General features: G+C 72.5%; 27 protein-coding genes and 1 pseudogene. 11 read left to right on the forward strand and 17 right to left on the reverse strand.

Annotation, left to right across the window (positions count from 1 at the left end; all coding sequences use genetic code 11):
- Positions 1–125: 125 nt before the first annotated feature.
- A complete protein-coding gene (locus ACFVXG_RS29290; protein ID WP_387931525.1) occupies positions 126–1,433 on the forward strand; it encodes a sensor histidine kinase in 1,308 nt (435 codons plus the stop codon).
- The gene (locus ACFVXG_RS29295) at positions 1,430–2,116 is read left to right on the forward strand and encodes a response regulator (protein WP_387931527.1); all 687 of its coding nucleotides are present in this window, start codon (positions 1,430–1,432) and stop codon (positions 2,114–2,116) included. Before ACFVXG_RS29290 ends, ACFVXG_RS29295 begins: the two co-directional genes overlap by 4 nt.
- A gap of 78 nt (positions 2,117–2,194) precedes the next feature.
- Here ACFVXG_RS29295 and ACFVXG_RS29300 read toward each other — a convergent pair whose 3' ends face one another.
- A complete protein-coding gene (locus ACFVXG_RS29300) occupies positions 2,195–2,746 on the reverse strand; it encodes an HAD domain-containing protein (RefSeq protein ID WP_387931529.1) in 552 nt (183 codons plus the stop codon).
- A gap of 136 nt (positions 2,747–2,882) precedes the next feature.
- Between ACFVXG_RS29300 and ACFVXG_RS29305 the strand changes: the two genes are divergently transcribed.
- Positions 2,883–3,452 carry a hypothetical protein gene (locus ACFVXG_RS29305; protein WP_387931531.1) on the forward strand — a complete coding sequence of 190 codons (570 nt, stop codon included), beginning with the start codon at positions 2,883–2,885 and terminating at the stop codon, positions 3,450–3,452.
- 23 nt (positions 3,453–3,475) lie between these two features.
- On the opposite strand, the gene ACFVXG_RS29310 is transcribed toward ACFVXG_RS29305, so the two are convergent.
- The 4 genes from ACFVXG_RS29310 to ACFVXG_RS29325 form a co-directional block, all read right to left on the reverse strand.
- Positions 3,476–4,069, reverse strand: a complete 594-nt coding sequence (locus tag ACFVXG_RS29310; RefSeq protein WP_387931533.1) for a class I SAM-dependent methyltransferase — start codon at positions 4,067–4,069, stop codon at positions 3,476–3,478.
- Positions 4,070–4,150: 81 nt separating this feature from the next.
- Positions 4,151–4,903, reverse strand: coding sequence for an alpha/beta hydrolase (locus tag ACFVXG_RS29315; RefSeq protein ID WP_387931535.1), 753 nt, complete (start codon positions 4,901–4,903; stop codon positions 4,151–4,153).
- 195 nt (positions 4,904–5,098) lie between these two features.
- Entirely contained in the window at positions 5,099–5,797 is a 699-nt protein-coding gene (locus ACFVXG_RS29320) for an aspartate/glutamate racemase family protein (protein WP_387931537.1), read from the reverse strand.
- 47 nt (positions 5,798–5,844) lie between these two features.
- Positions 5,845–7,704: a CocE/NonD family hydrolase gene (locus ACFVXG_RS29325; RefSeq protein WP_387931539.1), complete on the reverse strand. Its 1,860-nt coding sequence runs from the start codon at positions 7,702–7,704 to the stop codon at positions 5,845–5,847.
- 331 nt (positions 7,705–8,035) lie between these two features.
- Between ACFVXG_RS29325 and ACFVXG_RS29330 the strand changes: the two genes are divergently transcribed.
- The gene (locus tag ACFVXG_RS29330) at positions 8,036–9,205 is read left to right on the forward strand and encodes a HoxN/HupN/NixA family nickel/cobalt transporter (RefSeq protein ID WP_387931541.1); all 1,170 of its coding nucleotides are present in this window, start codon (positions 8,036–8,038) and stop codon (positions 9,203–9,205) included.
- A 92-nt stretch (positions 9,206–9,297) separates the two neighbouring features.
- Here ACFVXG_RS29330 and ACFVXG_RS29335 read toward each other — a convergent pair whose 3' ends face one another.
- Complete coding sequence (locus ACFVXG_RS29335; protein WP_387931543.1) at positions 9,298–10,236, reverse strand: SGNH/GDSL hydrolase family protein; 939 nt, start codon at positions 10,234–10,236, stop codon at positions 9,298–9,300.
- A gap of 355 nt (positions 10,237–10,591) precedes the next feature.
- Between ACFVXG_RS29335 and ACFVXG_RS29340 the strand changes: the two genes are divergently transcribed.
- From ACFVXG_RS29340 to ACFVXG_RS29350, 3 genes are all read left to right on the forward strand, one after another.
- A complete protein-coding gene (locus tag ACFVXG_RS29340; RefSeq protein ID WP_387931545.1) occupies positions 10,592–11,008 on the forward strand; it encodes a (2Fe-2S) ferredoxin domain-containing protein in 417 nt (138 codons plus the stop codon).
- Between the two features lie 117 nt (positions 11,009–11,125).
- Entirely contained in the window at positions 11,126–11,380 is a 255-nt protein-coding gene (locus ACFVXG_RS29345) for a hypothetical protein (RefSeq protein ID WP_387931547.1), read from the forward strand.
- 135 nt (positions 11,381–11,515) lie between these two features.
- A complete protein-coding gene (locus tag ACFVXG_RS29350; RefSeq protein WP_387931549.1) occupies positions 11,516–13,183 on the forward strand; it encodes a fibronectin type III domain-containing protein in 1,668 nt (555 codons plus the stop codon).
- Between the two features lie 84 nt (positions 13,184–13,267).
- Here the strand turns inward: ACFVXG_RS29350 and ACFVXG_RS29355 are convergent, their stop codons facing one another.
- Complete coding sequence (locus ACFVXG_RS29355) at positions 13,268–13,600, reverse strand: YnfA family protein (protein WP_387931551.1); 333 nt, start codon at positions 13,598–13,600, stop codon at positions 13,268–13,270.
- Positions 13,601–13,619: 19 nt separating this feature from the next.
- Entirely contained in the window at positions 13,620–14,834 is a 1,215-nt protein-coding gene (locus ACFVXG_RS29360) for a pyridoxal phosphate-dependent aminotransferase (protein ID WP_387931553.1), read from the reverse strand.
- A 97-nt stretch (positions 14,835–14,931) separates the two neighbouring features.
- Here ACFVXG_RS29360 and ACFVXG_RS29365 point away from each other — a divergent pair.
- Together ACFVXG_RS29365 and ACFVXG_RS29370 are read left to right on the forward strand one after the other, a co-directional pair.
- Positions 14,932–15,285 (forward strand): annotated as a pseudogene (locus tag ACFVXG_RS29365) (winged helix-turn-helix transcriptional regulator); the annotation flags it as partial.
- Between the two features lie 296 nt (positions 15,286–15,581).
- Positions 15,582–16,370, forward strand: coding sequence for an SGNH/GDSL hydrolase family protein (locus ACFVXG_RS29370; RefSeq protein ID WP_387931555.1), 789 nt, complete (start codon positions 15,582–15,584; stop codon positions 16,368–16,370).
- Between the two features lie 21 nt (positions 16,371–16,391).
- Here ACFVXG_RS29370 and ACFVXG_RS29375 read toward each other — a convergent pair whose 3' ends face one another.
- On the reverse strand, positions 16,392–17,060 hold the full coding sequence (locus ACFVXG_RS29375) for a GNAT family N-acetyltransferase (RefSeq protein ID WP_387931557.1): 669 nt from the start codon (positions 17,058–17,060) through the stop codon (positions 16,392–16,394).
- A 130-nt stretch (positions 17,061–17,190) separates the two neighbouring features.
- Here ACFVXG_RS29375 and ACFVXG_RS29380 point away from each other — a divergent pair, with 130 nt between their 5' ends.
- Positions 17,191–18,138 (forward strand): pentapeptide repeat-containing protein, encoded by a 948-nt coding sequence (locus tag ACFVXG_RS29380; RefSeq protein ID WP_387931558.1) that lies wholly within the window; start codon positions 17,191–17,193, stop codon positions 18,136–18,138.
- 88 nt (positions 18,139–18,226) lie between these two features.
- Here the strand turns inward: ACFVXG_RS29380 and ACFVXG_RS29385 are convergent, their stop codons facing one another.
- The 6 genes from ACFVXG_RS29385 to ACFVXG_RS29410 all read right to left on the reverse strand — a co-directional run bounded on the left by ACFVXG_RS29385 (position 18,227) and on the right by ACFVXG_RS29410 (position 21,430).
- On the reverse strand, positions 18,227–18,487 hold the full coding sequence (locus tag ACFVXG_RS29385; protein WP_387931560.1) for a hypothetical protein: 261 nt from the start codon (positions 18,485–18,487) through the stop codon (positions 18,227–18,229).
- Positions 18,488–18,656: 169 nt separating this feature from the next.
- A complete protein-coding gene (locus ACFVXG_RS29390) occupies positions 18,657–19,391 on the reverse strand; it encodes a tyrosine-protein phosphatase (RefSeq protein WP_387931562.1) in 735 nt (244 codons plus the stop codon).
- 22 nt (positions 19,392–19,413) lie between these two features.
- Positions 19,414–20,046: a TetR/AcrR family transcriptional regulator gene (locus ACFVXG_RS29395; RefSeq protein ID WP_387931564.1), complete on the reverse strand. Its 633-nt coding sequence runs from the start codon at positions 20,044–20,046 to the stop codon at positions 19,414–19,416.
- Between the two features lie 57 nt (positions 20,047–20,103).
- Positions 20,104–20,427, reverse strand: a complete 324-nt coding sequence (locus ACFVXG_RS29400) for a hypothetical protein (protein WP_350510181.1) — start codon at positions 20,425–20,427, stop codon at positions 20,104–20,106.
- Positions 20,424–20,933 (reverse strand): DUF6232 family protein, encoded by a 510-nt coding sequence (locus ACFVXG_RS29405; RefSeq protein WP_387931566.1) that lies wholly within the window; start codon positions 20,931–20,933, stop codon positions 20,424–20,426. Before ACFVXG_RS29405 ends, ACFVXG_RS29400 begins: the two co-directional genes overlap by 4 nt.
- Before the next feature lie 107 nt (positions 20,934–21,040).
- Complete coding sequence (locus ACFVXG_RS29410) at positions 21,041–21,430, reverse strand: RidA family protein (protein WP_387931568.1); 390 nt, start codon at positions 21,428–21,430, stop codon at positions 21,041–21,043.
- Positions 21,431–21,502: 72 nt separating this feature from the next.
- Between ACFVXG_RS29410 and ACFVXG_RS29415 the strand changes: the two genes are divergently transcribed.
- Positions 21,503–22,405: a LysR family transcriptional regulator gene (locus ACFVXG_RS29415; RefSeq protein ID WP_387931570.1), complete on the forward strand. Its 903-nt coding sequence runs from the start codon at positions 21,503–21,505 to the stop codon at positions 22,403–22,405.
- On the opposite strand, the gene ACFVXG_RS29420 is transcribed toward ACFVXG_RS29415, so the two are convergent.
- Complete coding sequence (locus tag ACFVXG_RS29420; RefSeq protein WP_387931572.1) at positions 22,402–23,301, reverse strand: aminoglycoside phosphotransferase family protein; 900 nt, start codon at positions 23,299–23,301, stop codon at positions 22,402–22,404. The two genes, ACFVXG_RS29415 and ACFVXG_RS29420, sit on opposite strands and share 4 nt — an antisense overlap.
- Positions 23,302–23,451: 150 nt before the next feature.
- Positions 23,452–23,844 carry a PPOX class F420-dependent oxidoreductase gene (locus ACFVXG_RS29425; RefSeq protein WP_387931574.1) on the reverse strand — a complete coding sequence of 131 codons (393 nt, stop codon included), beginning with the start codon at positions 23,842–23,844 and terminating at the stop codon, positions 23,452–23,454.
- Positions 23,845–23,971 lie beyond the last annotated feature (127 nt).

The following is a 23,971-nucleotide window of genomic DNA, read 5'->3' on the forward strand; positions in this document are numbered from 1 at the left end:
TCCCGGAATTGCGCAGGAAGTCGGCCCGGCCGACTTCCTGCGCGTGGTCGAAAACGCTGCCCGCTGTGCTGGGCGCCTCTCACGCCTCTGTGTTGCCGAGGCCGTGACGACGGACTGGATTGGCCATGGCCCGGATACCGACCTCGAAGACGCGCCAGGCCGTCGGCCCGGGGGCGTATCCGGCGTACATCCCAGGGGCGACGCGCGGAGCCGACGCCACTGAATACGATCTCCGCATGGAACAGTTGCTCCAGCGTCTCTCGACATCGAAGCGCGTGACCTGGCTGATGTCACAGGCCGCGGTGCTGGCCACCGCCTGCTTGTACGCGCTGACGCTCCCCTTGACGATGCCGGCCCCTGAGTTCGGCCTGTTCCGGTTCCCCGACCTCGAGGGCTTCCAGAAGATCCCTCTCTGGGTCGTGCTCGCCCTGCCGGTTCTGCTGGTGCGCCGTCTGCCGGCGGTGGTCTTCGCGGTGGTCCTGGGCGAAGCAGTCCTCGGCGACGCCTTCGGCGCGCGGCCCTCGATCGTGTTCGTCCTGCTGGTCGCCTTGGGCGGGTACCTCGCCGTCCGGCGGCCGAAGGCTGCCGCCGTCGGCTCCGTCGCGAGCGTCGTGGCTGCGTTCTTCAACGATCTCCACGACCGCGCGCAGTCCGTCGCCGACGCCTCCCAGTGGGCCGGGGGGTTCGCGTTGTGGTTCGCGGTCGCGTGGGTCTTCGGGGGGGTGTACCGCAAACGCGGTGAATACCTCGACGCCCTGGAGGAGCAGACCGCGGCCCGCGTCGTCATGGCCGAGCGGCTGCGGATCGCCCGCGAGCTGCACGACAGTGTTGCGCACAGCATCGGGATCATCACGGTGCTGTCGGGAGCGGCGGCGCGGGTCGTGGAGACCAAGCCCGAGCAGACGCGGCAGGCACTGACCGGCATCGAGACCACCAGCCGGGAGACGCTGCTGGAGCTGCAGCGCATGCTCGGGGCGCTCCGCCGCGCCGAACCCGACGACGCCATGCCGCAGGCCGCTCCGCTGGCGCCGGCCGGCAGCCTGGCCGACGTCCCGCAGCTCGCCGAACGCACGGCCGGCGCCGGGGTGCGGGTTCAGGTGACCTGGCGGGGCGAGCGGCGTCCACTGCCGCCGGAGATCGAACTGTCGGCATTCCGGATCATCCAGGAGTCGGTGACGAACGTGGTGCGGCATTCCAGGGCACGGACGTGCCAGGTCGCGGTCGGCTACGAGCCGGAAGGAGTGACGATCGAGGTGGTGGACGACGGGGACGACGGCCGCGGCGGGACCGGCCGGCCGAGGCTCTCCGCGGCCGGCGGGAGCGGCTTCGGCCTGCTCGGCATGCGCGAGCGGGTGACGTTGCTGTCCGGCCAGTTCAGCGCCGGCCAGCGTCCGGAGGGCGGATTCCGGGTGACGGCGAGGCTCCCGGCATGAGCGTGCGAGTACTGTTGGTCGACGACCAGCCGCTGATGCTGGTCGGGCTCGGGATCCTGATCGGCGACACCGACGACCTGGAGGTGGTCGGCCAGGCCGGCGACGGCCACGAGGCGGTGCGCCTGGTGCGTGAACTGCGGCCGGACGTCGTGGTGATGGACATCCGGATGCCGGGCATGGACGGGATCGAGGCGACCCGACAGGCGACCGCCGAGCCGGACCCGCCCAAGGTCCTGGTGCTGACGACCTTCGACCACGACGAGTACGTCTACGGCGCACTGCGCGCCGGGGCCAGCGGATTCCTGCTCAAGAGCATGGCCCTGGACGCGATCCTGGAAGCGATCCGCGTGGTGGCCGCGGGCGACGCGCTGATCGCGCCGAGCGTGACCCGACGGCTGATCGCGGACTTCGCCGGAACCTCCGCCACCCCCGCGGCCCCCGAACCGGACGCCGAGCCCGCCGCGGACGCGAGTCCCATCGCGGGGATCACCAGCCGGGAGCAAGAGGTGCTGGCACTGGTCGGACAGGGACTGTCGAACACCGAGATAGCCGAGCGGCTGGTGATCAGCGCGGCGACCGCGAAGACCCATGTCGCGCGTCTGTTCGCCAAGCTCGAAGCCCGGGACCGCGTCCACCTGGCGATCATCGCGTTCGAAACCGGACTCGTGCCGCGTCGACGGTAAGGGCAGACGGTAGGGGCAGGATCAGGACAGGCGCAGGAAGTCGGTCCGGCCGACTTCCTGCGCGCTCTTCCAGCGCCGTCAGGCCGGCGAGCCCGCCCAGGCCGCCAGCTGTGCGAAGTCGTCCGCCGTCAGGCCGACCTTCGGGTTCACGTGGTGGAGCAGCGCCGGGCCGGCGTGGTGGGACCGGACCCAGGCGCGGTCCGCGTCCGTGATGTTGTCGTCGACCCAGGCGAAGGGGCGGCCCTGCGCCCAGGCGACGATCTCCGGCGTCTTCCAGAACACCCCGCCCTCCGGCTCCGGCCGGGGGTCGGACCAGGCGATGTACGGCAGTTCGGGCAGCCCCAGGACGGGCCCGATGTAGGAGTTGGCCTCCTCCTCCCAGGTCGTCGCCCACACCAGGTCGAAGGGCAGCGCGGCCAGCGCCGGCCCGTGCTCCGGGTTGAGCCACACCCGCAGCGGCTTCGGCGCCTTGTGCGGCGTGCCCCACCACGCGAGCCGCCGCCGTTCGGCAGCCCTCCAGCGCGGGGTCATCAGCCGGTGGGTCTGGTAGCCCTCCGGCCGCCGGTACGGCTTCGCGGCATCGGGGTTCAGCGGCCCGTCCACGTCCAGCAGCAGCATCGGCCGCACCATCCCGCACCTCCCTGATCGTCGTCGCACGCTACCGGGTGGGTCGGCGGCGGCCCAACGCGTTTTCCTCCGGAAGCGGCGGGCGTGTGGTGGCAACGGCCCATGGTGCCGGAGGTGTTGGTGGGTCTACGTTGGCGCGGTGAGTACTTCGATCGACGCCGTCCGAAGACGGCGCGTGTTCTTCGCCGTCGGCTGGTCCGTGCTCCTGCTGGCGATCGTCGTTCCGCCGCTCGTGGTCGGGCCGGCCTTCGCCCGTTCGGGGGCGCTGATCGTGCCCGGCCTGGTGGCCGTGATCGGCCCCGCGCTCCTGATGGACGCGGGCACGGCCCGGCGGAAGGGCTGGCGGGTGGCCGGCGGCATCGTCCGGGCCCGCACCTGGTCGGGCGCGCGGGAAGTCGACCTGACCGAACTCAGGACGGTACGCGCCTGGGAGCTGATGTCGAGGACCGGCTCGGCGACACTGGTCTCCCTGTCCGACCGCTCCGGCGGGTGGGTGATCCTGACCGTCGCCGACGAGCACACCCACCTCATCACCGACGCGGTGCGCCGCCACGGCGCGGGCTACATCTCACCGTGGGCCAAGGCACTCCTGGGCCTCAAGCCGACCCGGTGGTATGCCTCCGGAGCCTGGATGCTCGGCTTCCTCCTCGTCACCATCGCGCCCCTCCCCATCGTGATGCTGCTGGCCGCAGCGATCGCCCAGCGCTGACGGTTCCGGGCGGGCCGGAGGCCTCAGGGTTTCTGCCAGGTCAGCGAGTAGCGGCGCAGCACGTGCCACCGGTAGCGCACCCCGGGCAGCACCCGCCCGGCGGCCTCCCGGATTTCCCGGTAGCTCATCCCCGGTGCGGCCGTCGGCATGCCCTCCGGCCCGCCGGCCCGGCGCAGCGCCTTCACGGTCCGCACCAGCGGTGCGGCCGCGATCCGGCGGGCCCAGTCCGCCGCCGTCGCCTCGCGGGCCAGGCCGACCACCACCAACACGCCGCCGGGGTGCAGCAGTTCACGCATCCTGGTGAGGGCGGCGGTGAAGTCCATGTGGTGCACGGCCGTCACCGAGCAGACGAAGTCGAAGCCCCCGGCGGGCAGGTCGAGGGTGAGGAAGTCCCCTTCCAGGAAGGTGACTTCACCGTGGGCAGCCCGCGCCCGCGCGACCATCCCCCCGTCGCTGTCCACCCCGACCACCCGCCCGCACCGCCGCGCGAGTTTCGCCGCCAACAGCCCGTCCCCACACCCCACGTCCAGTGCCGCCCCGCACCCCGGTGGCACCGCCCGCAGGATCCCGGGGTGGCGGGCCACATTGGTGTTCCAGTACGGGACTTCGTCGTGCATGACCCCCACCAGGTTCTAGCGGTACTGCCGGTTGCGGATCACCTGACGTTACCCGTCAGTGCCCGGGTCGGATCGTCCGGGTCAGATCGCCCGGGTCAGGTGGCGGGCGAAGAAGCGGACGGCGCTGTCGGCCTCGAAGCGGGGCAGCTCCTTGTGCTTGCCGGAGTTCACGTGCAGCGACTTCTCCTTCGAGGAGAAGGCATCGAACAGTGCGAGGCCGGCCTCGCGGGAGATGTGTTCGTCGTCCCACTGCATGTCGTACTCGATCGGTATGGTGATCCGCTTCGCCTTCTCGGCCAGGGTGTCGGGCCAGTGCTGGCCGAAGACCGCGGCGGTGATCCGGGGTTCGGTCGCCACGAACGGCAGTCCGATCGCGGTGCCCATGTTGATGCCCCAGAAGCCGACCGGTCCGTCGGTGCCGATCTCCGGAAGTTCCTGGAGGGCGTCCAGGGTCGCGCGGTACTCGGGTACGGCGAGTTCGGCGAGGTGGTCGTTGTAGCGGACGACGATCGGGCCTTCCGCTTCGCCGGCGGCCCGGGCCCGGAACAGCTCGGCGATCTCCGCCTCGTCGTGTGCCGTGCGCGGCCGGTCGCCGTGCCCGGGTGCGTCGAGGACGGCGACGTGGAAGCCGCAGCCGGTCGTGAGGAGTCGGGCGCGGCCGGACATGGCCGGGTGCTTCTTGTGGTTGCCGCCGCCGTGGGCCATCAGGACCAGGGGTGCGCGGTCGGCGCCGGCGGCCGGGGACCAGAGGACACCGGGGACGTCGCCCAGGGTGAAGTCGCGCTCGCGGATGCCGTTCGAGGACGACTCAGAGGTGAACTGGAGAGAGTACATAGCGTGTTGCCTTTCGGGGATGCCCAAGCGTGTTCAGGGGCTCCCGGTGGACAGCTATGTCTATCGCCCGACCGTGACGGCGAGGGGGAGCACCCATATCGGTACAGCGTTCACGGGTCTCACCTCCTCGTTCGGTGTTGCGGTCGAAGCAGATCTTGCAGTCTGAACGCCCTCCCGCGCAAGCAGTTTTTCTCGTCACTCGTCGTCAAGTGCCGCGGTCACGGCGGCCTCCGCATGCAGACGAGCGGTGGGGAACACCGGGACGGGACTGTCTTCGGGGTGGACGAGGAGTTCGATCTCGGTGCAGCCGAGGATGATGCCCTCGGCGCCGGCCGCGACCAGGTCGGCGATGATCCGGCAGTAGGCGGCGCGGGATTCCTCGCGGATGATGCCGAGGCAGAGCTCCTCGTAGATCACCCGGTGGACCAGGGCGCGGGAGTCGGCCCCGGGGGTGAGGACGTCCAGGCCGCCGGTGGCGGCCAACCGGCCGCGGTAGAAGTCCTGTTCCATGGTGAACGCCGTCCCCAGCAGCCCGACCCTGCGCAGGCCGGCCGCGCGGACGGCGGCGGCGGTGGCGTCGGCGAGGTGGAGCAGGGGGACGGACACCGCGGCCGCGACCTGGTCGGCGACCTTGTGCATGGTGTTGGTGCAGATCAGCAGGAGTTCGGCGCCCGCCGCCTCCAGGGCGAGGGCGGCGTCGGCGAGGATCGCGCCGGCCTCCTCCCACCGTCCGGCTGCCTGGAGGTGCTCGATGTCGGCGAAGTCGACGGAGTAGAGGACGAGTCGGGCGGAGTGGAGACCGCCGAGGCGGTCGCGGGTGAGTTCGTTGAGGGTGCGGTAGTACTCGGCGGTGGATTCCCAGCTCATGCCGCCGATAAGGCCGAGGGTCTTCATGGGCTAGTTATAAGCCGAAAGGAGCAAGGATGGCAATTGTATAAGGATTACTTTGAATTACTCTCCCGCGAAACCCGGTGCTGCCACTCCCGCGCAAACACCACCGACCCCGCCTCCAGTGCCCGCAGCTGCACGACGCTCAGGAAGTACCCGGCGTCGCAGCGCAGTTGGGCGCGGGTCTGCACGGTGACGTCCCAGCCGATGTCCGGCCGCTCCAGCCGTACGGTGCGGTCGGTGCGGGCCTGGGCGCTGAGCGGGGCGCCGCTGAGGACGCGATAGGCGGTGACGGTGTGCTCGTCGCGGACCAGGCCGTCGGGGTGGGTGCGGGTGCCGTCGGTGGCGGGGGAGAGTTCGGTGCGCCATTCGTGGCGGCCGATGTCGTGCACGGTGACGTGCTCGGGCCGGGCGGTGAGCGGTTCGGTGAGGTGGATGTCGAGCGGGTCGGGCAGCGAGGGCGCCTCGAAGGTGACGGGTGCGGCGCCCGCGTCCGCGGCGAGGTGGCGGACGGGCAGGCCGAGGGTGGAGCGGGACGGGTCGAGGGCGTACCCGGTGTCGTCGGCGCTCGGCCACACCCACGGCCAGTAGACGGAGGAGAGCGCGAGCCGCAGCCGGTGCCCGGCCGGGACGGTGGCCGCGCAGGCGGCGAGCTCGACCTCGGCGTCCGGCCCGGCGGCGGTCAGCACGCCGCGGGTGAGCAGGACGGAGGTGCCGTCGGGGCCGACCGCGCACAGCCGGGCCACCACCTGGGCGGGCCCGCCGTCGGAGCGCAGCCGCAGCCGGGCGGTCGGCGCGCCGAGCAGTTCGACGGGTTCGGGCAGCGGCTGGGAGTCGAAGCAGACCGAGCGGCCGTCCTCCTCGCGCTGGTCCGGCGGCTGGTCGGCGGGACGGCCGTGCGGGACGTACGCGCCGGCGTTGAGGCCGGTGTGCTGCGGGGAGCGGACGTGGACGTAGCGGTCCTCGGAGGCGGTGCCGGCGGTGCGCAGCTGGCCGTCGAGGTCGTAGTGGATCTCCCGGACGTCGGGGGAGGGCCAGGCGTCCTCGCCGGTCCAGCGGGTGCTGATCCAGCTGCGCAGGACGGGTTCCTTGGCGGCGCCGGTGTCGACGCCGCGCAGCCAGTGGTCCCACCAGCGCAGGGTCTCGGGCAGGGCGGCCTCGGGCAGGCCGTGCGGCCAGGGGCCGAGCAGGGCGCGCGCGGTGGGGGATTCGGCGAGCAGGCGCAGCACGAAGGAGCAGGACGGGTCGCCCCAGCCGGCCACGGCGAGGACCGGGACGGAGACCGGCACGGTGGTGTCCCCGGCGGCGAGCCAGGCGTCGACGGGGGGTTCCAGCGATTCGAGCCGGGCGAGCCAGCCGGGCCGCCAGGCGTCGCCGAGGTGGCGCGGGTCCGGGGGGAGGGCGGCGTCGGCGACCAGGGTGGTGAGCCGGGTGTGGAGGTCGGCGGCGAGGAGGGCGCCGCCGAGCCGGTGGCCGCCTTCGGGGCAGGCGGTGACGGCCGCGCCGACGGTTTCGGGCACCCGGGCGGCGAGGCGCAGCGCGGTGGTGCCGGCCGCGCCGACGCCGAGCAGGCCGACCCGGCCGTTGGACCAGGGGCGGCGGGCGAGCCAGTCGACGGCGGCGACGCCGTCGGTGAGCTCCTGTTCGCCGCCGGGTTCGCCGGGCAGGCCGCCGGAGTTGCCGTGGCCGCGGGTGTCGACCCGGACGGCGGCGTAGCCGTGGCCCGCGTACCAGGGGTGGCGGCGGGCGTCCTCGGCGGCGGTGCGGTCGCCGAGGCGGTCGGCCGAGTACTCCAGCAGGACGGGGACGGGCTCGTCGCTGACCGGGCGCCAGAGCCGCGCGGCGAGTTCCGTGCCGTCGGGCAGCGGGATGCGGAGGTCCTCGCGGGTGGTGTGGAAGGGGTACGACGGCATGGCCGCTCCCATCGGGTACCGGGCCGGTGAGCGCCGAGCGGCCCGCGGCGCGTTCGGGGATCGCGCCGCGGGCGTCGGCATTCCGACCCTAGGGGAGGAACCAGCCGATTTCCTGATGAAAGCCCCGCTGTGGTGACGGGCCGGGCCCGCTGTGGGTGACGGGCCAGGGGAGTGCGGCCTTGTGCCGCACGCCCCCCACCTGCGCCGCCGTGGATCGGTTCGCTGCCGTCCGGCATTTGCACATGACTTGCAACTGCTCGCCCGAGGGGGGAAAGATGGCCCAGCTTCCGCCCGTACGACCGGAGCCCGTACCACCCGAGAGGACCACAGGATGTCCAGCGATGCCGCAGGTGCCCAGACAGGTGCCCCGGCAGGTGCCCCGCCTGTCAGATGGCGCGACCGGCTCACCCGCGAGGAGTGGATCCGGCTGGCCGGGATGGGCGGCTTCATCCTCGCGCTGCACGTCATCGGCTGGTTCACCCTGCTCGCGCTGGTCGCGCCCGAGCACTACGACGTCGGCGGCCAGGTCTTCGGCGCGGGCATGGGCCTGACCGCCTACACCCTCGGGATGCGGCACGCCTTCGACGCGGACCACATCGCGGCGATCGACAACACCACCCGCAAGCTGATGGGTCAGGGCAAGCGGCCGCTGTCGGTCGGCTTCTGGTTCTCGCTGGGGCACTCCTCGATCGTCTTCGGCCTCTGCGCGCTGCTGGCCTTCGGCATCCGCACGCTCGCCGACCAGGTCCAGGCGGACGACTCGACCCTGCACAAGATGACCGGCCTGATCGGCACCACGGTCTCCGGCACGTTCCTGCTGCTGCTCGGCCTGATCAACCTGGGCGCCTTCAACGGCATCCTCAAGGTGTTCCGCCGGATGCGCGTCGGCGAGTACGACGAGGCGGAGCTGGAGCGCCAGTTGGAGCGGCGCGGGCTGATGAACCGGATCCTCGGCAAGGTCACCCGGGCGGTCACCAAGCCCTGGCACATGTACCCGGTGGGCCTGCTGTTCGGGTTGGGCTTCGACACCGCCACCGAGGTGTCGCTGCTGGTGCTGGCCGGCGGCGCGGCGGCCTTCTCGCTGCCCTGGTACGCGCTGCTGACGCTGCCGATCCTGTTCGCCGCCGGGATGAGCCTGCTGGACACCATCGACGGCTCGTTCATGAACTTCGCCTACGAGTGGGCGTTCTCCAAGCCGGTCCGCAAGATCTACTACAACCTGACCGTCACCGGCCTGTCGGTGCTGGTCGCGCTGGTCATCGGCCTGGTCGAGCTGATCGGCCTGCTCGGCGAGAAGCTGGACATCACCAGCGGGCCGATCGCCTGGATCGGCGGCCTGGACCTCAACTTCGTCGGCTACGCGATCGTCGGCCTGTTCGTGCTGACCTGGGCCGGGGCGATCGCGTTCTGGAAGTTCGGCAAGGTCGAGGAGAAGTGGTCGGCGGGGCTGGCGGCGGCCACCGCCACCGTCTCCGCCTCCGCCTCCGCCGAGTCGGAGTAAGGCGTCCGAGGACGAACCGAGGGGCCGGTGACCGGGGTCTGGTCACCGGCCCCTCGGGGCTTTCCCGGGCGGGAACCCGCAGCGCGGGGCGGCTACTTCAGCGCGGCGAGCACCGCGTCCGCCATCACCTGCTCGCCGGTCGCGTTCGGGTGGAACGGCACGGCGGGCGAGCCGGGCAGGGCGCCCTCGATCCAGCGGTCGTCCGAGCAGACGTCGTGCCCGCGGGTCGGCGTCGCGGTGTCCACGTAGGTCGCGCCGTTGGCGGCCGCGGTGGACTTGAGGGCGGCGTTCAGCTTGTTGAGCACGCTGTACATGTACTCGACGTCGCCCGGGGTCACCGGCTGGCGCAGCACGCAGGTCGAGCCGTCGGCGGGCAGCACGGACGGGTAACCGACCAGCAGCACCCGGGCCTTGGGGGCCTTGGTGTGGATCTGCCGCAGGGTGGTGGCGATCTGCGGGGCGATGGTGGTGGTGATCCGCTGGGCGAGGTCGTCGTTGCCGTACTGCCAGGACCAGGTGTTCCAGTCCCAGTAGCCGTGGTGGTAGACGTCCTTGCAGGGCGTGCCGAGCGGGTTGACGACCGCGCCGGCGACGCAGGTGGCGACGAGTTCGCCGAGGCCGAGGTCGCTGGTCGCGAGGTCGTTGCCGCCGATCCCGAGGGTGACCAGGTCGGTGTCGGCGGTCACCGAGTCCAGCTGGGGGTCGTTGACCCGGATGAAGGCGTCGTACTGGGGCTGCGTCATGGCCTTGACCTTGGCGGCCGCGCAGGTGACGTCGGTGTACGCGCCCGCCTTGAGCGAGGCGGCGACCAGGTGGCCGTAGTTGTGGTCCGAGCGCAGGCACAGGCCGGCCGACTGGCCGGGCACGCCGGCGCCGGCGGCGTAGGAGTCGCCGAGGGCCACGTAGTGCTTCGGGGCCGGGGTGGCCGCCTGGGCGGTGGTGGAGGTGAGCGCGAGGGCGGCGCCGACGGCGACGGTCGCGAGGACGCTGGAATTGCGGAGTCGCCGGGAATTCCGGGCAGGGCGGAGCACGGTTCCTCCTGGGGGGAGAGAAACGACGGGTGGGGGTCGTGCCGAGCCGGGCCACAGCTACTCGCAGGTAAGTTACTTCCAGGTTTCGTGGGCGTCCATAGGTTACGGCGGAATTTCCGAAATTCCGTCAGATGGCACTGGGTGACATTTCGAATTCCGCTCCACCGCGTTTCGAAATGAACTCCGATACGTGCGGGAGTGGAATTCGGTTCATTCCGGGGTGCGGTCGGCCGCGCCCCCGTCCGCCGTGGGCCGCCCCCGGGCGCCCTGCTGGGGGTGTGGGGCTGACAGGTACAGTTCCGGTGCAGAGCGTGCCGCCGACCAGGGCCGCCGATCAGGAGGGGGACCAGCGCGGATGAGCCGCCGAGACCGTGACCGCGACCGCGACGGCAAGCGGGGCGCCGGGTCCCCGGTGACCGTGACCGTCTGCCGGGGCTGCTGCTGCGGCACCGAGGCGAAGCACCCGGGGGTGGACCACGCGGGGCAGTACGAGCGGCTGCGTGCGGCGGTCGGCCCGGCGGGCCGGGTCCGGGCGGTCAAGTGCGTGGACGTGTGCAGCCAGTCCAACGTGGTGGTGGTCGGCCCGTCCAGCGAGGGGCGGGCGGCGGGCGGGCGTCCGGTCTGGCTCGGCTTCGTGCTGATGGACGAGATGATCGACGACATAGCCGCCTGGGTGCGGGCGGGCGGCCCCGGCCTCGCCGATCCGCCCGGGCTGCTCGACCTCCAGCTGATCTCGGTCTCCCGCCGGGTCCGCGAGGGCCTGCCGGAGTGACCGAGAGCACCGCGGAATGCTGACGGATCGTCAGATCGACGTCCCGGCACGGCTTCGGGGCCGGCCCACTACCATGACCGGTGGCATCGAGCGGTTCCGCGCCAGGGGAGGAAGACGATGACGACGGTCTGCCGCATCTGCGCGGGCACCGGCCGGACCGCCGGCCTCAACTGCCGCACCTGCCAGGGCACCGGCACCACCGAGGTGGGCGGCGGGGGCGGCAACTGCTTCCTCTGCGACGGCACCGGGGTGTACGTGCGCTACCGGGTGGACGCGACCGGCGCCAAGCAGCCGTACCGGGACGAGATCTGCCGCACCTGCGACGGCACCGGCAACCGGTCCGCCAACCTGTGGGACGAGCCGTCCTCCTGACATCGTTCCAGCGTGGGCATGGGCATGATCTTTACCTGGACATGGTCGAACATTGGCGTTCCTGTTCGATGACACGCTGACACTCGTTCACCGGGAGTCCGCATGCGGTCCATGATCCACTGGGAGAGTCCGCGCATGGATATCCCCAACATGGGCGTGCCGGCCAAGCTCGCCGACCGCATGAGCATGGCCGAGCAGCACGAGTACCTGCGGGCCCGCTTCTCCCGCCGCCGGATGCTGCGCGCCGGCGCGGTGACCGTGGGCGCCGTCGCCGTCGGCGGTGCACTGGGCAGTGCACCGGCCTTCGCCGCTCCGGCCGGCCCCCAGCTGCTGACGGGTGCCACGACGGCCGGTATCGACGGCGCGCTGGTCGCGCCGATCGGCCGTCACCTCCAGTTCGGCGCCGAGCCGGACACCCAGTTCCGCATCTCCTGGCAGGTCCCGGCGCCGGTCAAGAAGCCGTTCCTGCGCTTCGGCAAGCACCCGTGGGAGCTGAGCCACAAGATCCAGGCCGAGGTCCGCGCCCTGCACACCCCGGCGCTGACCCCGAACAGCCAGCCGGTGGACCAGTACTACCTGCACGTGGCGCTGGAGGACCTCCAGCCCGACACCACCTACTACTACGGCGTCGGCCACGAGGGCTTCGACCCGGCCTCGCAGCAGCAGATCTCCACCCTGCACACCTTCCGCACCGCGCCCTCCCGGGACCACCGCTGGGGCAAGGTGTACGAGCCGTTCACCTTCACCGCCTTCGGCGACCAGGGCGTCAGCGCCCACGCGGCCGGCAACGACAACATCATCAAGGCCCAGAAGCCGGCCTTCCACCTGCACGCCGGCGACATCTGCTACGCCGACCCGGCCGGTTCCGGCACCGACCCGGACAAGTCCGTCTTCAACGCGAAGACCTGGGACGACTTCCTGGTCCAGACCGAGACGGTCGCCGCCGACATCCCGTGGATGGTCGCGTACGGCAACCACGACATCGAGGCCTGGTACTCGCCGAACGGCTACGGCGGCGAGAACGCCCGCTTCTTCCTGCCGGACAACGGCCCGGATCCGCGCAAGGTCCCCGGCGTCTACACCTTCCGCTACAAGAACGTCGGCGTCATCTCGCTGGACGCCAACGACGTCTCCTACGAGATCCCGGCCAACCTGGGCGTCTCGGCGAACAAGCAGACCAAGTGGCTGGAGCGCACCCTCAAGGACCTGCGCGGCGACGAGACCGTCGACTTCGTCGTGGTCTTCTTCCACCACTGCGCCTTCTCCACCACCGTCGCCCACGCCTCCGAGGGCGGCGTCCGCGAGGCCTGGGTGCCGCTGTTCGAGAAGTACCGGGTGGACCTGGTCATCAACGGCCACAACCACATCTACGAGCGCACCGACGCCATCCTCGGCAACAAGGTCTCGAAGCAGGTGCCGAGCGGCGCCACCATCGAGCCGGCCAAGGACGGCGTGGTCTACGTGACGGCGGGCGCGGCGGGCCGCAGCCTGTACAAGTTCGACGTGCCGGACACCTACGAGGGGCACGAGAACCACCAGGACGAGGTCAAGACCTACTACTGGAGCAAGGGCCGGGTGAAGACCCCCGAGACCATCCAGTGGTCGCGGGTCCGCTACACCGGCTACTCCTTCATCAAGGTCGACGTCACCCCGGCCCACCTGGGCCAGAAGTCGGTCATGAAGGTCACCGCGCTGGCCGAGAACGGCACGCAGATCGACAACTACACGATCCTGCGCAAGGTCGGCGAGGGCTGGGACTCCAACGGCGACGACGACGGCCAGGGCGGCGGCTGGGGCTGGTAGGCCCCGAAGCTGGTAGTCCCCGAACCGCCTTGTCGGGCCCCGGCGTTGAGGAGCGAAGGCCTCGGCGCCGGGGCCCGTGCGGTCTCAGCGCCGGGGCCCGTACATGATCACGCCGACCCCGGCCAGGCAGATCAGCGCGCCCAGCACGTCGTAGCGGGTCGGCCGGAAGCCGTCCACGACCACGCCCCACAGCAGCGAGCCGGCCACGAACACCCCGCCGTAGGCGGCCAGCACCCGGCCGAAGTTGCTGTCCGGCTGCAGCGCCGCGACGAAGCCGTACGCGCCGAGCACCACCACGCCGACCCCGGCCAGCCACCACGGCCGTTGCTCCCGCACGCTCTGCCAGACCAGCCAGCAGCCGCCGATCTCGGCGAGCGCGGCGAGGGCGAACAGGGCGATGGAGCGCAGGACGGTCATGGATCCGGATCGTAGGCGCTCAGACCTGCTTGTACGTGGCCAGGAAGCGCCCGATCCGGTTGATCGCCGTCTCCAGGTCGTCGGCGCGCGGCAGGGTGACGAAGCGGAAGTGGTCCGGGCGGGGCCAGTTGAAGCCGGTGCCCTGGACGACGTGGATCTTCTCGCGCAGCAGCAGGTCCAGCACGAACCGCTCGTCGTCGACGATCCGGTGCACGGCTGGGTCGAGCCGGGCGAAGGCGTACAGCGCGCCCTTGGGCTTGACGCAGCTGACCCCGGGGATCTCGTTGAGCGCCTTGACCGCGATGTCGCGCTGCTCGGTGAGCCGGCCGCCGGGCAGGACGAGGTCGTTGATGGACTGGTGGCCGCCGAGCGCGGCCTGGACGGCGAACTGCGCGGGCACGTTGGGGCACAGCCGCATGCCGGAGAGCATGGTCAGGCCCTCCAGGTAGTCGGTGGCGTGCTGCTTGGGGCCGGAGACGACCAGCCAGCCGCTGCGGAAGCCGGCCACCCGGTAGGCCTTGGAGAGGCCGTTGAAGGTGAGGGTGAGCACGTCGTCGGCGAGCGCGGCCAGGCAGTGGTGCTCGGTGCCGTCGTAGAGGATCTTGTCGTAGATCTCGTCGGCCAGGACCATCAGCTGGTGGCGGCGGGCCAGGTCGAGGATGCCCTCCAGCAGCTCCTTCGGGTAGACCGCGCCGGTGGGGTTGTTGGGGTTGATCACGACGATCGCCTTGGTGCGGGCGGTGATCTTGGCGGCGATGTCGTCCAGGTCCGGGTACCACTCGGCCTGTTCGTCGCACAGGTAGTGCACGGCCTTGCCGCCGGCCAGCCGGACGGACGCCGTCCACAGCGGGTAGTCCGGCATCGGGACGAGCACCTCGTCGCCGTCGTCGACCAGCGCGGTGATCGCCATCTGGATCAGCTCGGAGACGCCGTTGCCGAGGTAGACGTCGTTGACGCCGACGCCCTGGACCCCGCGCTGCTGGTAGTACTGCACCACGGCGCGGCGGGCCGGCAGGATGCCGCGCGAGTCGCTGTAGCCGTGCGCCGAGGGCAGGTTGCGGATGATGTCCTGGATGATCTCCTCGGGCGCCTCGAAGCCGAACGGCGCCGGGTTGCCGGTGTTCAGCCGCAGCACGCTGTGCCCGGCCTCCTCCAGGGCGTTGGCCTGGTCGACCACCGGGCCCCGGATCTCGTAGCACACGTCGTTCAGCTTGCTCGACTGCCGAAACTCCATCTGTGGCCTCCCGACCGTCACCACCGCTCCGCTGCTACCGCTTTGTTCTACCAAGCTGGCACTTGGAAAGTCCAACCTTTTGGCTATGCTGATCCACATGTCACGCCGAAGCTACGACCAGTACTGCGCCGTCGCCCGCGCCCTGGACGCGGTGGGGGAGCGCTGGAGCCTCCTGATCGTCCGTGAACTCCTGCGCGGCCCGCGCCGGTACACCGACCTCCACGCCGACCTGCCCGGCGTCTCCACCGACATCCTGGCCGCCCGGCTCAAGCAGCTGGAGGGCGAAGGGCTCGCGGAACGGCGCCGGCTGGAACGGCCGGCCAACGCGACGGTCTACGAGCTGACCGAGCGGGGCCGCGGACTGCGGCCGGTGATCGAGGCCCTGGGGGAGTGGGGGCTGGGCGCCCTGGGCGAACAGCGGCCCACCGACGCGGTGCGCGAGCACTGGTTCACGCCGGCAACGGTGGCGTCGGCGGCTCCGAGCGCGACCGCCGCGGGCTGACCGCCTCGCGGGCTGAACGTCGCGCGGGCCGGGTGCAGCAGGGGGAAGGGGCGGCGGCAAGGCCCCCGTCGCCGGCCGCCGCCCCGTGGACCCAGGATGGCGCGGGGCGATAAACGAACACTGGACGCCGAATGAGCGGCCGGGCCCCCGCGGAACTGGTTGGTAAGCACACACGTACGATCGTCGGATCGCGGAGCCATCTCAGCGGAGTCATCTCAGGAGAGCCAGGAGAGCGGAGGCAGTCCGTGCCCACCACCAGCCGCAGCTACACCAGCTACGTCGCCGTCGGGGACTCCTTCACCGAGGGCATGTGCGACGAGCTCCATCCCGACGGCCACTACCGGGGCTGGGCCGACCGGGTCGCCTCCGCCCTGGCCGCCGAGGCCGCTCCGGACGGGGACTTCCGGTACGCGAACCTCGCCATCAGGGGCAAGCTCATCGGCCAGATCCACGACGAGCAGCTCCCCGCCGCCGCCGCGATGGGCGCCGACCTCGTCACCCTGGCCGGCGGCCTCAACGACGTGCTGCGCCCCGGCTGCGACATCGACCGGGTCGAGCGGCTGCTCGGCCGCTGCGCCGCCGACCTGCGCGCCACCGGCGCCACCGTCGTCCTGTTCACCAGCACCGACCCCACCCGGCGGATGGCCGGCAGTGCCCGGCTGCTGCCCGCCATCCTGCGGATGAAGGGCTTCGTCCAGGAACTCGGGCAGCAGGACGGCTTCGCCGTCGTCGACCTCTTCTCCGCGCCCTGCTTCGACGACCGCCGGCTCTGGGCCGAGGACCGGCTGCACCTCTCGCCCGAGGGCCACCGGCGGGTCGCCGAAGGCGTACTGGAGGCGCTCGGCCGCCCCGCCGCCTTCGACTGGCGCGCCCCGCTGCCCGCCGCCGCCCCGCCCGGCCGCGCCGAGAAGCTGCGCTCCGACGCCCGCTGGCTGGGCACCCACCTCGGCCCCTGGATCGGCCGCCGCCTCACCGGCCGCTCCTCCGGCGACGGCCGGCCGCCGAAGCGGCCGGAACTGCTGCCGTACCGCTGAGCCCGAGCAGCCCGACCACGGTCAGCCGACCCGGTCCGGCCCGGGCTGCTCCGGCTCCAGGACCAGGCTCGCCATCGGGGCGTGGGTGGTCCAGCCGAGGGCCCGGTAGAGCGCCTGGCCGTCCGCCGTGCCGACCAGCACGCCGGTGCGGGCGCCGCTCTCGTACGCGCCGGACTGCAGGGCCCGCATCACCACCGAGCCCAGGCCCCGGCGGCGGTGCTCGGGGGCGGTGGCGATCTGGTCCGGCACGGCCACCGCACCGGCCAGGCCCGCCTGGCCGCGGGCGGCGAGGTGCCCGTCGGTGGTGCGCACCAGGGCGCGCAGCACGCCGCCCCTGGTCCAGGTGGTCAGGGTGTAGCCGGCCGGGAGGGCGGGCGGCTCGGGGGCGAGCGGGGCGGTCATCAGGTAGCCCGGCCGGTCCAGCCGCCACCGCGGGCCCAGCCAGGGCCGCACGGTGGCGTCCTCGGCGAACAGCTTCAGCCAGGTGGTCGGCGCGCTGGTCGCCTCGGCGACCTTGCGGACCTCGGCCTCGGTCGGCTCGGGCAGCACGTGCCGCCCCACCTCCCCGGTCGGCGAGCCGACGTCGATGCTCCAGCCCCAGGGCTGCTCCACCGGATCGGCGGCGCCCCGGGAGACGGTCCAGCCGCTGATCCACATCCGGACCAGCTCGGTGATGTTCGGCTCTGACATGCGCGGATCCCCCGTGAGTAATAGTCCCTAGGTCGATTGGTACCTTACAAGCGTGAGGGTGGGTCTGCCCAGTAGGATTTCGGGGTTCAATGCGCCCGACCGGCGCCCAGCTGCTGGAAGGACCCCGGACGTGAGCGAGACCGAGTCGCCGCAGGACCCCACGGCGGCCGCGCCGACCCCGCTCCACTCCGACTGCGGCAGCTGCTTCGGGCTCTGCTGCGCCGCCCTGCCCTTCGCGGCCGGCGCCGACTTCGCCGTGGACAAGCCCGCCGGCACCCCCTGCCGCAACCTGCAGACGGACTTCACCTGCGGCATCCACGCCCGGCTCCGCGACAGCGGCTTCCAGGGCTGCACCGTCTACGACTGCTTCGGCGCCGGCCAGCGGGTCTCCCAGGTCACCTTCGGCGGGGTCGGCTGGCGGGAGGAGCCCGCGAGCGCCAAGCCGATGTTCGACGTCTTCCCGATCGTCCGGCAGCTCCACGAACTGCTCTGGTACCTCACCGAGGCGCTCACCTTCGCCCCCGCCCGCCCCGTCCACGCCGAACTGCGGGAGGCCCTGGAGGAGACCGACCGGCTCGCCGGCGGCACCCCCGAGGAGATCCTCGCCGTCGACGTCGCCGCCCACCGCCGACGGATCAGCGACCTCCTGCTGCGGGCCGGCGAGCTCGTCCGCGCCGCCGTCCCGCGCCGCCGCGAACACCGCGGTGCCGACCTCTTCGGCGCCCGGCTGCGCGGCGCCGACCTCCAGGGCGCCAACCTGCGCGGCGCCCTCCTGGTCGCCGCCGACCTCTCCGGCGCCGACCTGCGCCTCGCCGACCTCATCGGCGCGGACCTGCGGGACGCCAACCTGGCCGGCGCCGACCTCAGCACCGCCCTGTTCCTCACCCAGGCCCAGCTCAACGCCGCCCGCGGTGACGCCACCACCCGCCTCCCGGCCGCCCTCAGCCGCCCCGGCCACTGGCCCGAGACGGCCCCGGTCGCGGCTGCGGCGGCCGCGCGCAAGCCGCGTGGCGGTGGCGGCGGCGGTTCGGGTCGGCCTCGCGGTGGTGGCGGTTCGGGCCGGCCCCGGCGACGGTAGTCCCGCCGTCCCCCGCCCCGGCGCCCCAGCGACCACGACGACGAAGCCCGCCCGGCAGTCGGCTGCCGGGCGGGCTCGGTGTCGTGTGTTAACAGCTGTGCGCGCCGTTGGGGCGGCTGGCCGCGATGTACGGCTTGCCCGAGATGTGCGCGGTGACGTCGGCCGGGCAGGTCTTGATCCAGGCGGAGCCCGCGTCGTGGTTCTTGACCTTGGCGTCGCTGCAGTACACGTCCCGGTCGGCGGTCTTGAAGCACTGGAAGCCGGGGTAACCCCCGGCCGCCGAGGCGGTGTTGACGCCGGCGAACAGGCCGGCCGCGGTCAGCAGGGCGACGGGCAGAATGCTGCGCATCCGCATGGGATTCTCCTGTTGGTTCGTATGGACAGTGGGCCGATCCTGGCACCGCGGAATAGCCGGGGCAATCGCGCATGGCATGATTGCGTCAATCTCAAATGGGGTGAACTTCCCCGCTGCTCCAGTCCGTTGACGAACCGTCAGGGATATCCGATCTGACGATGCGTCAGTCGGTGAGCAGCCGCTCGCGCAGGGCGTCGATCCGGGCGCGCTCGATGCCCAGGGTGCCGGCGAGGTAGGCCTCGACGGAGCCGTAGCGGGCGGCGAGGTCGGCGAGGGTGAGCCGGATGACGGTCTCCGGGGCGCGGCCGTAGCCGGGCCAGCGGAGCGTCTCGCCGGGGTGGGCGGCGTGCCAGTCGGCGACCAGGTGCGGGGTGGCGAGCTCGGTGAGGGCGAAGTCGGCGGCGATGTCGTCCACGGAGACGCCGAGCAGGGTGAGCACCAGGGCGGCGATCAGGCCGGTGCGGTCCTTGCCGGACATGCAGTGGAAGACCACCGGGGCCTCGGCGTCGGTGATCGCGTCCAGGGTCTGGCGGATCTCCTTCACCCCGTCCTCGGCGACCTCGGCGAAGCGGTCGGCCAGGTAGCGCCAGGGGTCGAGGTCCGGGTCGATCGCGGCCTGGTCGTACGGGCGGTGCTCGATCGAGTGGTTGCGGAAGTCGAGGCCGGCGAAGTCGGGCACCCGGCCCTTGGCGGCGATCTCCCAGTCGTAGCGCAGGTCGATCACGGTCCGGACGCCGAGGGCCTCGAGCCGCTCCAGGTCGGCGGCGGAGGAGAGCTTGCCGAGCGAGTCGGAGCGGTAGAGCAGGCCGCACCGGACGGTCCGTCCGTCGGCGGCCGGATAGCCGCCCAGGTCACGGAAGTTGCGCAGGGCGTCGAACGCGATGTGGCGGGTCGTCATGGGCGGCAATCCAAGCACGGCGTCAGGCGCCTGCGTACCCCCGGGAGAGCAGGTCGAAGGCGCGGTCGGCGTCGGCGACGGCCTCGGGGTGGAGCTCGTCGGCGGTGCGGGCGCCCTCCCGGAGGCGGCGCCAGTTGTGCAGGGCGAGGACCCGCAGGGTGGCGGTGACCTGGGCGGCGAGCAGCGGGGCGGTGAGCTCGTGCGGCGGGGCGAGGTCGGGGTCCTCGCGCAGCGCCTCGGCGAGGGACCGCTCGGCCCGGGCCACGTACGCGCCGACCCGGGCGGCCAGGCTGGGGGTGCCCTGGACGAGGCCGGTGAAGGCCAGCACCTGGGGGTGGTCGTTGAGGCCGGTGACCGGGTCGCGCCGGTCGAGGCCGTCCAGGAAGTCCCGGCGCAGGGCGTCGAGCGCGCTCTCGTCCCCGGATCGGCCCCGGACCACGTCCGCCGCCTGCTCCTGGTGGTCCGCGAAGCGGTGGACGACCAGGTCCTCCTTGCTCGCGAAGTAGCTGAACAGGGTGGGCTTGGAGACCTCGGCGGCGGCGGCGACCTCCGCCACCGAGACCTGGTCGAAGCCGCGCTCCAGGAAGAGCGCGATGGCCGCCTCGGAGATGGCCCGCCGCGTCCGTTCCTTCTTGCGCTCCCGCAGTCCTGTCATGCAGGCCAGGCTAGCAGTCCGGGTTGACCGGGGCAGTTTTCTGACCCGGTACGAATATCAGCTGCTGAGCGAGTCCAGGATCCGGCGGACCGACTCCACCACCGGCGCGCCCGCCCGCACCAGCGAGGCCACCCCCGAGATGTTGCGCAGCGCCCGCCGCAGGGCGGACGGCGAGGCCTCGGAGCCGTCGCCGATGGCCTCCAGCGACTCGTCCAGCACCTCGCGGTCCTCGGCGGGCACCTGGTCGCGCAGCCGCTGGACGGCGGTGACGAGTTCGCGCAGCGCGGCCTGCGGGTCGACCGGGCCCTGGTTCTTGACGATGCCGATGTTGTGGTCACCGTGCTGGGTGACCGAGTCGCCGAAGTGGAAGGAGTTGCTCACAGTCCGACCCGCTTTCCGGTGTTGTGGTCGCCGTACTGGGTGATCTTGTCGCCGATGTGGAGGTTCTCGACTTGGAAGGCGAACTCCGCCTGGGGGTTGTCGATCGCCTCCATGATCATCTGGATCAGGTCGCTGATCTGCCGGGAGTTGTGGCTCGTCACGGCGGTGGTCGCGGCGTTCGAGGTCTCGATGACCAGCTTGTACACCGGCTTCTGCCGCAGCTTGACGACGAGCCGGTAGCCGAAGAACGCCAGGCCGGCCAACAGCAGCACGCTCGGAAGGGCGGCCTGCGTCGCGTCGGCCCCGTTGCGGGTGACCGCGCTGAGGAAGCTGACCGCGAACAGCAGCCCGACCGCCTGCCGGACGAACCTGATGATCGTCCGCGAACGCTTGGGCGGCCACCACACCAACTGCCGTGCCCGGGCGATGTGCTGCAGCGGGTACGCGTCCCCGCCGATCCACAGCACCCGCCGGCTCACGCTGACGTCGATCACGTTCCGTGCCAAGTCCGCTCCCCCTGCCGCTCGTGCGGGGAGAACCATAGCAACGGTGGCGGACGGCCGGGGTCCTGGTGGTGGATCAGTCGAGGCCCCGGTGGTGGATCAGGTGTCCGTCACCCGGCCGGACGGCGGGCGGTCACCTCGATCTCGATCCGCATCCGCGGGTCGGCCAGGCCGCACACCTGCATCGTCGCGGCCGGTCGGACCTCGCCGAAGCGGCGGCGCAGCACCGGCCAGCAGGGCTCGAAGTCCGCGCGCTCCGGCAGCAGGTAGCGCACCCGCACCACGTCGGCGAAGCCGGAGCCCGCCTCGGCCAGCGCGGCCGCGATGTTGCGCAGGCACTGCTCGGCCTGCTCCACCACGCCCGGGGAGATGGTCATCGTGGTGTAGTCGAAGCCGGTCGTCCCGGAGACGTGCACCCAGTCGCCGTCCACCACGGCGCGGGCGTAGCCGATCTGTTCCTCGAAGGTGGAACCGCTGAGGATCGCGCGTCGCTCTGTCACCCGCCGAACGCTAGGTGGCCTGCGGGGATACGTCCAATACCCGTACGGTGCCGATCTGATATCCCTGGAGGTATGGAGCCCCGCCCCGAACTCCCCCTCCCGCAGCTGCACGCCTTCGCCGTGCTCGCCGAGGAGCTGCACTTCGGCCGGGCCGCCGCCCGCCTCGGCATCGCCCAGCCGCCGCTGAGCCAGCAGATCCGCCGGCTGGAGGAGAAGGTCGGCCACCCGCTGTTCCGGCGCGAGCCCGGCGGCGTCACCCTCACCCCGGCCGGGCGGGAGCTGCTGCCCGCCGCCCGCCGGGTGCTGGCCGACCTGGCGGACGGGCTGGCCGCCGCCCGCGCCGTCGGCAGTGGCGAGGCGGGCCGGCTGCGGATCGGCTTCTCCGCCTCGCTCGCCCTGACCGTCCTGCCGGGCCTGCTGCGCACCTTCCGGGGGCGCCACCCGGGCGTGCGGCTGGACGTCCGGGAGATGACCAGCGCACCCCAGCTCGCCGCCCTGCGCGACCGCGGCATCGACGTCGGCCTGCTGCGCGAGCCGCCCGCGGACGAACCGGGGCTGCGGTTCCGTACGGTGTGCAGCGAGCCGTTCGTCGCCGTGCTCCCGGCCGGTCATCCGCTTGCCGCCGAACGGGCCATCCGGCTGGGGCAGTTGGCGCAGGAGCCGTTCGTGCTGCTGCCCCGGGAGGAGGGGCCGCAGCTGTACGACCGGATCACCGGCCTGTGCACCGACGCGGGCTTCACCCCGAGGATCGGGCAGCACGCGGTGGAGTGGCAGACGGTGTGCGCCCTGGTCGGGGCGGGCCTGGGCGTCTCACTGGCCCCGGCGGGCATCCGGCGGATCCGGCTGCGCGGCGTCGCCTTCCGCCGGCTCGACCCCGGCACCGCCCGCACCCTGGTCGCCGCCGCCTGGCGCGCCGACGACCGGAGCCCGCTGGTGCACCACCTGCTGGCGATCGTCGGGCCGGACGGGTCCTAGACGCTGCGGTCGGCGAGCACCTCGCGGAGGACGTGGCGGGCGTTGGCGGTGCGGGCCGGGTCGGTGTGGCGGTAGTACGGGATCGTCACCAGGGCGATGGAGAAGGCCCAGGCGCGGCCGCGCGCCCACATGGCGTCGTCGGCGCCCAGGGCGGTGCGGAAGGCGGGGCGGGCGGAGGCGGGCAGCAGGGTCCAGGCGGGCAGCAGGTCGGCGGTGGGGTCGCCGACGCCCATCAGGGCGAAGTCGATGACGGCGGTGAGCCGGCCGGATCTGTCGAGCAGCAGATTGCCGGGGGTGAGGTCGCCGTGCATCCAGAGCGGCGGCCCGGCGTACTCGGGCAGGCGCAGCGCCTTGTCCCACAGGGCGGTCGCGGCCGCGGTGTCGATCGCGCCGGTCAGTTGGGCGATGGCCGCGCGGGTGGAGCCGTCCCGGGAGGCGAGCGGCACGCTGCGGTGGCCCGCCGGGGCGCCGGCCGGGTTGAGGGCCCGCAGGGCGTTGACGAAGCCGGCCAGGTCGCGGGCGAGGACCTCGGGGGCGGCGAGCACGCCGACCGGCGGATGGACGCCGTCCTGCCAGCGCAGCACCGACCACTGCCAGGGGTAGCCTGCGGCCGGGCGGCCCACGGCCAGCGGGGCGGGGACGGGCAGCGGCAACTGCGGTGCCAGCCGGGGCAGCCACTGGTGCTCGCGCCGGACGTCCCCGGCCGCCCACTCCACCCGGGGCAGCCGGACGGCGAGTTCGGGCCCGAGCCGGAACATGGCGTTGTCCGTCCCGGCGGACCCGACGGGCGTGACCGGAAGGCCCACCCACTGCGGGAACTGGGCGGAGATCAACCGCCGTACCAGGGCCGCGTCGACGACCGGTTCAGCGGGGTGCATCCGGGCGGCAGCGCACATGCCCGGCAGCGTACAGCGCAGATCGCCGCCCTTCAGCCGGATCGGCGAACTGCCCGTTCCGGCGGGACGAGCGGGACTCGCAGGATGCGCGGGACCAGCGGGACCGGCGGGACCGGCGGGACCGGCGGGACCGGCGGGACGGGGACGGCCTCAGAGCGGGGTGACCCGCACCCCGATGGTGCCGCCCCGGCCGTACCGCAGCACGTTCCCGGCCAGCGCCACCGCGCACAGCAGCCCGTACTTGCGGCGCAGCAGCTTGCGGTAGCGGGCGGTCCGCTCCGGGTCGAGCACGGCGGTGGCCGCCACCTGCGGCCCCAGCGGGTTGCCGCGGATGTCGCTCGGCCCGACCAGCACGTCCGGGCGGTGGCGCAGCCGCTTGACCTTGCCGGTGCGCGTCACGGTGGTGAAGACCAGCGCGTCGCCGTCCCGGGCGGCCCAGACCGGGGTGGCCACCGGGGTGCCGTTCCTCCGGTGGGTGGTGACCAGCAGGTACTTGGCGGCGGCCAGCCGCTCCAGCCCGGCCGCGGAGTCCAGGGTGTCCATGCCCGCCAGCCTAGGAACCCGCAACTGGGCCCCGCTGGAGTCCGCTTGGGGCCGGGGCGGGGCGCACGCCACGCCCGCCGCCCCGGGTGCGGCCGTGCGCCGTCACCGGCACCTGCCAGAATGCAGG

Origin of the sequence: Kitasatospora sp. NPDC058162 (assembly GCF_042884005.1) — a bacterium.
Classification (GTDB): Bacteria; Actinomycetota; Actinomycetes; order Streptomycetales; family Streptomycetaceae; genus Kitasatospora.

Excerpts from the sequence above, each read along its gene's own strand:
- ACFVXG_RS29290 (WP_387931525.1), top strand. The coding sequence starts at position 126 with ATGGCCCGGATACCGACCTCGAAGACGCGCCAGGCCGTCGGCCCGGGG.
- ACFVXG_RS29295 (WP_387931527.1), top strand. The coding sequence starts at position 1,430 with ATGAGCGTGCGAGTACTGTTGGTCGACGACCAGCCGCTGATGCTGGTC.
- ACFVXG_RS29300 (WP_387931529.1), bottom strand. The coding sequence starts at position 2,746 with ATGGTGCGGCCGATGCTGCTGCTGGACGTGGACGGGCCGCTGAACCCC.
- ACFVXG_RS29310 (WP_387931533.1), bottom strand. The coding sequence starts at position 4,069 with ATGCACGACGAAGTCCCGTACTGGAACACCAATGTGGCCCGCCACCCC.
- ACFVXG_RS29315 (WP_387931535.1), bottom strand. The coding sequence starts at position 4,903 with ATGTACTCTCTCCAGTTCACCTCTGAGTCGTCCTCGAACGGCATCCGC.
- ACFVXG_RS29320 (WP_387931537.1), bottom strand. The coding sequence starts at position 5,797 with ATGAAGACCCTCGGCCTTATCGGCGGCATGAGCTGGGAATCCACCGCC.
- ACFVXG_RS29325 (WP_387931539.1), bottom strand. The coding sequence starts at position 7,704 with ATGCCGTCGTACCCCTTCCACACCACCCGCGAGGACCTCCGCATCCCG.
- ACFVXG_RS29330 (WP_387931541.1), top strand. The coding sequence starts at position 8,036 with ATGTCCAGCGATGCCGCAGGTGCCCAGACAGGTGCCCCGGCAGGTGCC.
- ACFVXG_RS29340 (WP_387931545.1), top strand. The coding sequence starts at position 10,592 with ATGAGCCGCCGAGACCGTGACCGCGACCGCGACGGCAAGCGGGGCGCC.
- ACFVXG_RS29345 (WP_387931547.1), top strand. The coding sequence starts at position 11,126 with ATGACGACGGTCTGCCGCATCTGCGCGGGCACCGGCCGGACCGCCGGC.
- ACFVXG_RS29350 (WP_387931549.1), top strand. The coding sequence starts at position 11,516 with ATGGATATCCCCAACATGGGCGTGCCGGCCAAGCTCGCCGACCGCATG.
- ACFVXG_RS29355 (WP_387931551.1), bottom strand. The coding sequence starts at position 13,600 with ATGACCGTCCTGCGCTCCATCGCCCTGTTCGCCCTCGCCGCGCTCGCC.
- ACFVXG_RS29360 (WP_387931553.1), bottom strand. The coding sequence starts at position 14,834 with ATGGAGTTTCGGCAGTCGAGCAAGCTGAACGACGTGTGCTACGAGATC.
- ACFVXG_RS29375 (WP_387931557.1), bottom strand. The coding sequence starts at position 17,060 with ATGTCAGAGCCGAACATCACCGAGCTGGTCCGGATGTGGATCAGCGGC.
- ACFVXG_RS29385 (WP_387931560.1), bottom strand. The coding sequence starts at position 18,487 with ATGCGCAGCATTCTGCCCGTCGCCCTGCTGACCGCGGCCGGCCTGTTC.
- ACFVXG_RS29390 (WP_387931562.1), bottom strand. The coding sequence starts at position 19,391 with ATGACGACCCGCCACATCGCGTTCGACGCCCTGCGCAACTTCCGTGAC.
- ACFVXG_RS29395 (WP_387931564.1), bottom strand. The coding sequence starts at position 20,046 with ATGACAGGACTGCGGGAGCGCAAGAAGGAACGGACGCGGCGGGCCATC.
- ACFVXG_RS29415 (WP_387931570.1), top strand. The coding sequence starts at position 21,503 with ATGGAGCCCCGCCCCGAACTCCCCCTCCCGCAGCTGCACGCCTTCGCC.
- ACFVXG_RS29420 (WP_387931572.1), bottom strand. The coding sequence starts at position 23,301 with ATGTGCGCTGCCGCCCGGATGCACCCCGCTGAACCGGTCGTCGACGCG.
- ACFVXG_RS29425 (WP_387931574.1), bottom strand. The coding sequence starts at position 23,844 with ATGGACACCCTGGACTCCGCGGCCGGGCTGGAGCGGCTGGCCGCCGCC.